This window comes from Brevundimonas sp. (assembly GCF_050729455.1).
Taxonomy (GTDB): domain Bacteria; phylum Pseudomonadota; class Alphaproteobacteria; order Caulobacterales; family Caulobacteraceae; genus Brevundimonas.
Genome location: NZ_JBOHLI010000047.1, coordinates 19,614 through 27,003, shown reverse-complemented (window position 1 = coordinate 27,003; position 7,390 = coordinate 19,614). Strand labels below are relative to the sequence as shown.

Below are 7,390 nucleotides of genomic sequence, written 5' to 3'. Positions count from 1 at the left end.
GTTCGGCGGCGATCAGGCCCAGGGCCGAGGCCAGGCCGGCCGAGGCCGTCATCGGCCGCAGATCGAGCGTCAGGACGGCATGGTCGCGGCCGCCGTCGATCTCGGCCACGTCGCCGCAGATGTCGGCCAGGAATTCGTCCAGATAGACCTCGACCCCCTGCTCATGCAGTTGCAGGCGCTGGTGCAGCCGGATGATCACCCGCACCCGGCGGCTGGCCTCGAGCAGGGCGTTGGCGACGGACGGATCGGCCGTCCGCGCCTGCAGCATCAGCAGGGCCGCCACGGACTGCAGGCTGTTGCCGATTTGGTGATGGGCGGCGCGGATCTGATCGAAGGGATCCGCGCCGTCGGCCGTGGTCGTCATTTCCAACGCCTCCTCTCGGAGGGAATGCTAGCGCGCGACGACGACGCGCAAGTTGACGGTTGTCATGGCGACCGGTCGTTCGCCTTTCAGGCCTTGGGCTTGGGCTCGCGTTCGGCCCAGCGCAGCAGCGGGATCAGGGGGATGCCCCAGCCGATCCCGGCGACGGCGAAGAAGATCAGGTCGACCCACCAGATGTCGGGCAGGCGGTCGTTGATCATCACCGCGCCCCAGACCCAGAAGGCCAGGAACAGCACGACGCCGATGGTGGCGATGAAGCGGCGGGTCCGGGCGCCCATCAGCGCTTGCTCCGGAACAGGAAGAAGGCGACCAGGCAGATCACGGCGGCGACCATGGACCAGACGACCCAGATCCAGTCGCCCAGCGTCGCCACGGCGAAGACGCGAATGGCCAGGAAGGCGCCGCAGCCGGCGCCGACAGCGGCGACCAGAATAGTCCCTCCCAAACCGCGACGGCCGGTCAACAGGTCGGCGATCCAGGCCAGAACCAGAGCGCCGACGACGGCGATGGCGATATCCGCATATGGCGCCACGGGCGCTCCTTCAGAATGGTGCGACGCCTTGGCGCCGAAAGCGACTCGATCTTGCCGCGCTTGGGGGGCATACCGCCCCGGTCGCCCGGTGGGTTTGGCGACAGTGTATCGGGGCGAACGGCAGGCGTCGAATGAACCGTTTTGTAAATCAGGATCGCAGTCGCGCGGTCGCGTTGTGGCTCTTCTTCAGCGCAGCCATGGTCTTCGCCATGGTGGTGATAGGGGGCGTGACGCGCCTGACGGGTTCGGGCCTGTCGATCACTGAGTGGAAGCCCATCATGGGCGCGATTCCGCCGCTGAACGCCGCCGAGTGGGCCGAGGCCTTCGACAAGTACAAGGCCATCCCGCAGTACGCCCAGGTCAACGCCGGCATGAGCCTGGGCGAGTTCCAGGGCATCTTCTGGTGGGAATGGCTGCACCGGCTGGTGGGGCGTCTGATCGGCGTGGTCTTCGCGGTTCCCTTCCTGGTCTTCGTCCTGATCGGGCGGATGCCGAAGCGACTGATCCTGCGCTGCGTGATTCTGCTGGGGCTGGGCGGGCTTCAGGGGCTGATCGGCTGGTGGATGGTGTCCAGCGGCCTGTCGGAGCGGGTCGATGTGGCCCCCGAGCGTCTGGCGACCCATCTGGGTCTGGCCCTGCTGATTTTCATCGGCCTGATCTGGACCGGGCTGGAGGCCTGGAGCGGCTCGGATCATTCGCGCTCGCCCAAGGGCTGGAGCTGGGGCGCGGCCCTGCTGCTGGGCGCCATCTTCGTTCAGTGCCTGCTGGGCGGTCTGGTCGCCGGGGCCAAGGCCGGCCTTGTTTATACGGATTGGCCGATGATGAACGGCGCCGTCTTCCCGCTGGTCGATTGGAGCAAGGGGGCGCTGGCCTTCCTGCACGACCAGGGACTGGTCCAGTTCGATCACCGCATCGGCGCCTATCTGCTGCTGGCGGCGGGCACGGCCTATGCGATCCACGCCTGGCGCTGGCGGCTGGCCGAGGGCCTGGGTCTGTCGGCCTTCATCCTGGCGGTGAGCCTGTGGCTTCAGGCCGGGCTGGGCGTCGTCACCCTGATCCACGCCGTGCCCCTGTGGCTGGGCGGGCTGCACCAGGCGGGCGCCGCCCTGGTGCTGGCGGTGGCGACGGTCAACCTGTGGCTGGTTCGCCGCTCGCGCCCGCGCCTGTTCATGAGCGGACCGCGTTCGACGGGTCTCTGATCGCGGGACTCCAGGGCCGGGCGGCGAGGGGGCTGTGGGCGGAATCGCAAGGTATTTTAATACCGTTGAAACAAATCTGAATGTTTTCAACGTTATATCGATAATTTGGCGTCGCGCCGATCATTGACCTTCGGCGGTTCCCCCTCTATCAGCACGCCTTCCGCTCATTCCTGCTTTGGGATGGGCCGCACCGTTCGTCTTTAGGACCCTCATTATGCTGAAGAGCACTACGGCTTCGCTGAAGCCGGCAGAGGTCGAAAAGAAGTGGATCCACATCGACGCCGAAGGCGTCGTGGTGGGCCGCCTCGCGACCTTCATCGCCAACCGTCTGCGCGGCAAGCACCTGCCGACCTACACCCCGCACGTTGACTGCGGCGACTACGTCGTCGTCACCAACGTCGACAAGGTGGTGTTCACCGGCAAGAAGAACACCGACAAGGTCTACTATCGCCACACCGGCCACCCGGGCGGCATCAAGCAGACGACCCCGGAGAAGGTCCTGAACGGCCGCTTCCCCGAGCGCGTGCTCGAGAAAGCCGTTGAGCGCATGCTGCCGAAGGAAAGCCCGCTGGCCCGCAAGCAGATGACGCACCTGCGTCTGTTCGCCGGCGCCGCGCACGACCACGAAGCCCAACAGCCGCAGACCATCGACTTCAAGTCGGCCTCGGCCAAGAACACCCGGAGCGTCTGAGCATGACCGACGTGACTGCTGAAGCCACCGGCTTCGACGCCCTGAAGGGCCTGACCGCCTCGGCCGAAGCCGAAGCCCCCGTCTACACGCAAAAGCTGGACGCCCAAGGCCGCGCCTACTCGACCGGCAAGCGCAAGAACGCGATCGCTCGCGTCTGGATCAAGCCGGGCACCGGCAAGATCACCATCAACGGCCGCGACCAGGAAGTTTACTTCGCTCGTCCCGTGCTGCGCATGATGATCGCCCAGCCGCTGACCGTTTCGGACCGCGCCACGCAATACGACGTGATCTGCACCGTCGAAGGTTCGGGTCTGTCGGGTCAAGCCGGCGCCATCCGCCACGGCCTGTCGCACGCCCTGACGCACTTCGAACCGGAACTGCGCAAGGTCCTGAAGCCGCACGGCTTCCTGACCCGCGACAGCCGCGTCGTCGAGCGTAAGAAGTACGGCCGCGCCAAGGCACGCCGCAGCTTCCAGTTCTCGAAGCGCTAACTCGCGACCGCGAGTGGGAATACAAGGGCGCTTCGGGGAAACCTGGAGCGCCTTTTTCTTTGCTTTCCCTTCTCCCCTTGCGGGAGAAGGTGGCGACCGCAGGTCGACGGATGAGGGGTTTCGCCTTCATCGGATTTGTTGTCTGAAAGTCGCCAGATTGTCGGGTCAATGCGACCCCTCATCCGACCCGCTGCGCGGGCCACCTTCTCCCGCAAGGGGAGAAGGATCAGGAGTGCGGACCTATGACCCACACCATCTTCATCGACGGCGAGGCCGGGACCACGGGGCTGGAGATTCGCGAGCGTCTGGAGGCGCGCACGGATCTGGAGCTGATCCTGCTGGGTGATCGTCGCCGCGACGTCGAGGCGCGGCGCGAGGCGCTGAACAGCGCCGACGCAGTCATCCTCTGTCTGCCGGACGATGCGGCGAAAGAAGCCGTGTCGATGATCGAGAACCCCAGCGTGCGGGTCATCGACGCCTCGACGGCTTTCCGGGTCGATCCGGCCTGGACCTATGGCTTCGCCGAGATGGACGCAGGTCAGCGCGCCGCCATCGCCGCCTCGACGCGGGTGTCGAACCCCGGCTGCTATCCGACCGGCTTCATCGGCCTGATGCGGCCGCTGGTGCGGGCAGGGCTGGTGCCCGCCAGCCATCCGGTCACGGTCAATGCGGTGTCGGGCTACTCCGGCGGCGGCAAGGCCATGATCGCCGAGTTTGAAGCTGAGGGGGCGTCGACCGCCTATCGCGCTTACGGCCTGACGCTGAAGCACAAGCATGTGCCGGAGATGACGAAGCACACCGGCCTGACGCGCAACGTCCTGTTCGCGCCTGCCGTGGGCAATTATCGTCAGGGAATGCTGGTCGAGGTGCCGCTGCACCTGTCGGCCCTGCCGGAGACGCCTTCGGTCGAACGGCTGCACGGCGCCTTGCTCGAGGCCTATGACGGTCAGCGTTTTGTCGAGGTCGTCGATCTGGACGAGACCGAGGCAATGGGCGGCATCGAGCCGGAGGCCCTGAACGGCACCAACCGGATGCGTCTGCACGTCTTTGGCGACCGGGGCGGGGAGCAGGCGCGTCTGGTCGCCATGCTCGACAACCTGGGCAAGGGTGCCTCGGGCGCGGCGGTGCAGAACTTGAACATCATGCTGGGTCTGGACGAGGCGACCGGCCTGATCTGAACCAAAGGCGTCCGGCCGTGATTACAGGGCATGGACGCTCTTCTGCAGCGGCGGACGGTGCTTCTGGGCGGGGCCGCTCTGGCGCTGTCCGGCTGCGGGCCTGAGGCGGCGGACGCTTCGCCGGATGCATGGGCCAACTCGCCGTTTCGCCGGATCAGCGACGCGGAATGGAAGCGGCGGCTGGGCGAGGCCTCATGGCGCGTGCTGCGGCATGAGGGGACCGAGCAGCCGTTCAGCAGCCCTCTGAACGACGAGGATCGGCGCGGGGTCTTTGTCTGCAAGGGCTGCGCCCTGCCGCTGTTCCAGTCGGCGTGGAAATATGACAGCGGCACGGGCTGGCCCAGCTTCACGCGGGTGATGCAGGCCAATATCGGGACCAAGACCGACCGCCTGATCGGTATAGCCCGCACCGAATACCACTGCGCCCGCTGTCTGGGGCATCAGGGGCATCTGTTCATGGACGGGCCGCCGCCGACCGGGCGGCGCTATTGCAACAATGGCGTGGCGCTGACGTTTCAGCCCGCCTGACGGGCCTTGAGCGCGGATTGCACCGTCACACCGAACCAGACGGCGCCGATGATGACCAGCAGGCCGTAGTCGTGGCCGGGGAAGAAGACCGGAACGGCGGCGGCGATGATCAGAACCAGCGGAAACAGGCTGGCCCAGGCGGCGGTCGAGGCGGCCTCGGGGTGGATCATCGGCGGGCGCTGCGTTCCCATGCGCTTGGCCAGGACGCCGTTGAGCGAGACGAACAGGGCGCTGCACCCCACGGCCAGCAGGACATATTTCAGCGTCCGGCCCGGCTCGCCGAACAGGCTGGCGGTGGCGACCAGAAGCGCCAGGGGGACGGCGGTGGCGATCGCCAGCAGCAGGTTGGGTTCGATACGCTTCACGACTTCACTTTCACATAGGCGCCGGGCGCGGGCTCGATGGGCTGGAGCGGGCCGGACTTCGGATCACGCGCCGGGATCTGGTCGCCCGATTTGGGGTGCAGCCAGGCGGCCCAGTGGGTCCACCAACTGCCCGGATGCTGTTCCGCGTCGGCTTGCCATTCCGCGAGCGTCTCGGGAAGGGCGGGATTGGTCCAGTGCTGGTATTTGTTGGCGCTGGGCGGGTTGATGACCCCGGCGATATGGCCCGAGCCGGCCAGGGTATAGGTCACAGGACCGCCGAACAGCTTGGCCGAGCGATAGACCGAGTTCATCGGCGCGATGTGGTCCTCGCGGCTGGCCTGGAAGTAGAGCGGGATCGTCACCCTCGACAGGTCGATGCGCTGGCCTCCGATCTCGAACTCGCCCCTGGCCAGGGCGTTGCGGCCATACATCTGGCGCAGGTAGTCGAGGTGCAGGCGCTTGGGCATCCGCGTCTGGTCCGCGTTCCAGAACAGCAGGTCGAAGGCGGCCGGCGCCTTGCCCATCAGATAGTTGGACACGAAGAAGGACCAGATCAGGTCGTTGGCGCGCAGGGCGTTGAAGGTGTCGGCCATGGCGCTGCCGGGCAGGACGCCGCCAGCGGCGTCCATCTGTTGCTCGATCTCGGCCAGCCAGTGTTCGTCAGTGAACAGCAACAGGTCGCCGGCCTCGGCGAAGTCGTGCTGAGCCGCGAAGAAGGTGGCGGAGGCGACGCGGGCGTCCTTGCGCGCCGCCATGTGCGCCAGGGCCGAGCCAAGCAGGGTGCCGCCGATGCAGTAGCCGACGGCGTTCAGCTGTTTCTGACCGGTCTGCTCCAGCGTCTTTTCGACAGCGCGGTAGATGCCTTTATGCAGATATTCGTCGAAGCCGAAGTCGGCCTTGTCCCTGTCCGGGTTGACCCAGGAGCAGACAAAGACCGTGAAGCCCTGGGCCGACAGCCAGCGGATCAGCGAGTTCGCCGGCTGCAGGTCCATGATGTAGAACTTGTTGATCCACGGCGGGAAGATCAGCAGCGGAACGGCGGCTTGCGTTTCGGTCGCGGCGTCGAACTGGATCAGTTCGAACAACTCGTCGCGCCAGACGACCTGACCGGGGGCGGTGGCGACGTTTTCGCCGACCGTGAACTGGCCGTAGTCGGCCTGGCTGATCTTCAGCTTGCCGGCACCGCGCTCCAGATCGGCGGCGAAGTTCTGCATTCCCTTGACCAGTGATTCGCCGCCCGTCTCGGCCAGGGCCTTCAGCGCCGCCGGGTTGGAGGCGAGGAAGTTGGACGGGGAGAAGGCGTCGGTCAGCAGTTTGGTGAAAAACTCGGCCCGGCGTTTCACGCGTGGATCGACGTCCTCGACGCTGGCGACCAGGCCGTTCATCCAGTCGGACGTGACGAGGTAGGACTGGCGCATGATGTCGAAGACGGGGTTTTCGCTCCAGGCCGGATCGCGGAACCGCTTGTCGGTCGAGGGGGCGGGCGCGACCTCCTCGCCCATGGCGCGGCGAGAGGTCGTGGACCACAGGTCCATGTAGCGGCTGAACAGATCGGCCTGGGCCTGGAACAGCTTCTCCGGACGGGCGGCCAGACTGGTCATGACCGAGGTCAGGGCCGGGGCGACGTTGAACGGATCGGGCGACAGGGCGGCGGGGCGATCGGCTTGGCTGAGGGCCGCCTCGGCGATGGCCGACTGGGCCGTCATGGCGGCCTTGGCCAGGTTCAGCGAAAGGGTTTCCAGCAGGTGACGCTGATCGGCGCCGAAGGCGAAGGGATCGGCGGCGGTCTTGGGCTGAGGCGGGGTCTGCGGCTGAGCTTCAGCCTTGGTTGGCGATTCGGGCGCGGCGTCCGGCGGTGGGGCCTTCTTGGCGCGGGGCTTGGCCGAGGTCGGACGCCCGGATTTGCGCGGCGCGGCGGCGGCCGGCAGCGGGGCGGGGGGAGCCTGGGTCGGGCGCTTGGCCATGGGCGAACCTCTGGAACCGGCGCGCGTTCGGCCGCGAGCCTTCCTCCGGGATCGATGATG

At 66.8% G+C, this 7,390-nt stretch carries 10 protein-coding genes; 5 read left to right on the top strand and 5 right to left on the bottom strand.

All coding sequences use genetic code 11. The features are described 5' to 3' along the window. From ACREEF_RS12150 to ACREEF_RS12140, 3 genes are all read right to left on the bottom strand, one after another. Window positions 1–364 (bottom strand): histidine kinase dimerization/phosphoacceptor domain -containing protein (locus tag ACREEF_RS12150; protein WP_431565836.1); only part of this gene is annotated, 364 nt, incomplete at its 3' end. Between the two features lie 86 nt (window positions 365–450). Beyond that, window positions 451–660 (bottom strand): DUF2842 domain-containing protein, encoded by a 210-nt coding sequence (locus tag ACREEF_RS12145; protein WP_431565835.1) that lies wholly within the window; start codon window positions 658–660, stop codon window positions 451–453. Further along, window positions 660–914, bottom strand: coding sequence for a transglycosylase (locus tag ACREEF_RS12140; protein WP_431565834.1), 255 nt, complete (start codon window positions 912–914; stop codon window positions 660–662). The genes ACREEF_RS12145 and ACREEF_RS12140 overlap by 1 nt, the downstream gene beginning before the upstream one ends. Window positions 915–1,045: 131 nt before the next feature. Here ACREEF_RS12140 and ACREEF_RS12135 point away from each other — a divergent pair, with 131 nt between their 5' ends. The 5 genes from ACREEF_RS12135 to msrB all read left to right on the top strand — a co-directional run bounded on the left by ACREEF_RS12135 (window position 1,046) and on the right by msrB (window position 5,001). Further along, on the top strand, window positions 1,046–2,113 hold the full coding sequence (locus ACREEF_RS12135; protein ID WP_431565833.1) for a COX15/CtaA family protein: 1,068 nt from the start codon (window positions 1,046–1,048) through the stop codon (window positions 2,111–2,113). 214 nt (window positions 2,114–2,327) lie between these two features. Next, complete coding sequence (rplM, locus tag ACREEF_RS12130; protein WP_431565832.1) at window positions 2,328–2,804, top strand: 50S ribosomal protein L13; 477 nt, start codon at window positions 2,328–2,330, stop codon at window positions 2,802–2,804. Window positions 2,805–2,806: 2 nt separating this feature from the next. Beyond that, a complete protein-coding gene (gene rpsI / locus ACREEF_RS12125) occupies window positions 2,807–3,295 on the top strand; it encodes a 30S ribosomal protein S9 (protein ID WP_431565831.1) in 489 nt (162 codons plus the stop codon). Window positions 3,296–3,537: 242 nt separating this feature from the next. Next, window positions 3,538–4,473 carry an N-acetyl-gamma-glutamyl-phosphate reductase gene (gene argC / locus ACREEF_RS12120; protein WP_431565830.1) on the top strand — a complete coding sequence of 312 codons (936 nt, stop codon included), beginning with the start codon at window positions 3,538–3,540 and terminating at the stop codon, window positions 4,471–4,473. A 30-nt stretch (window positions 4,474–4,503) separates the two neighbouring features. After that, a complete protein-coding gene (gene msrB, locus ACREEF_RS12115; RefSeq protein WP_431565829.1) occupies window positions 4,504–5,001 on the top strand; it encodes a peptide-methionine (R)-S-oxide reductase MsrB in 498 nt (165 codons plus the stop codon). Here msrB and ACREEF_RS12110 read toward each other — a convergent pair. Then, window positions 4,989–5,366 (bottom strand): hypothetical protein, encoded by a 378-nt coding sequence (locus ACREEF_RS12110; protein ID WP_431565828.1) that lies wholly within the window; start codon window positions 5,364–5,366, stop codon window positions 4,989–4,991. The two genes, msrB and ACREEF_RS12110, sit on opposite strands and share 13 nt — an antisense overlap. Then, window positions 5,363–7,330, bottom strand: a complete 1,968-nt coding sequence (gene phaC / locus ACREEF_RS12105) for a class I poly(R)-hydroxyalkanoic acid synthase (RefSeq protein WP_431565827.1) — start codon at window positions 7,328–7,330, stop codon at window positions 5,363–5,365. Before phaC ends, ACREEF_RS12110 begins: the two co-directional genes overlap by 4 nt. Window positions 7,331–7,390 lie beyond the last annotated feature (60 nt).

What these genes read in the sequence shown, in the direction of transcription:
- ACREEF_RS12145 (WP_431565835.1), bottom strand. Translation starts at nt 660, where the DNA reads ATGGGCGCCCGGACCCGCCGCTTCATCGCCACCATCGGCGTCGTGCTG.
- ACREEF_RS12135 (WP_431565833.1), top strand. Translation starts at nt 1,046, where the DNA reads ATGAACCGTTTTGTAAATCAGGATCGCAGTCGCGCGGTCGCGTTGTGG.
- rplM (WP_431565832.1), top strand. Translation starts at nt 2,328, where the DNA reads ATGCTGAAGAGCACTACGGCTTCGCTGAAGCCGGCAGAGGTCGAAAAG.
- rpsI (WP_431565831.1), top strand. Translation starts at nt 2,807, where the DNA reads ATGACCGACGTGACTGCTGAAGCCACCGGCTTCGACGCCCTGAAGGGC.
- argC (WP_431565830.1), top strand. Translation starts at nt 3,538, where the DNA reads ATGACCCACACCATCTTCATCGACGGCGAGGCCGGGACCACGGGGCTG.
- msrB (WP_431565829.1), top strand. Translation starts at nt 4,504, where the DNA reads ATGGACGCTCTTCTGCAGCGGCGGACGGTGCTTCTGGGCGGGGCCGCT.
- phaC (WP_431565827.1), bottom strand. Translation starts at nt 7,330, where the DNA reads ATGGCCAAGCGCCCGACCCAGGCTCCCCCCGCCCCGCTGCCGGCCGCC.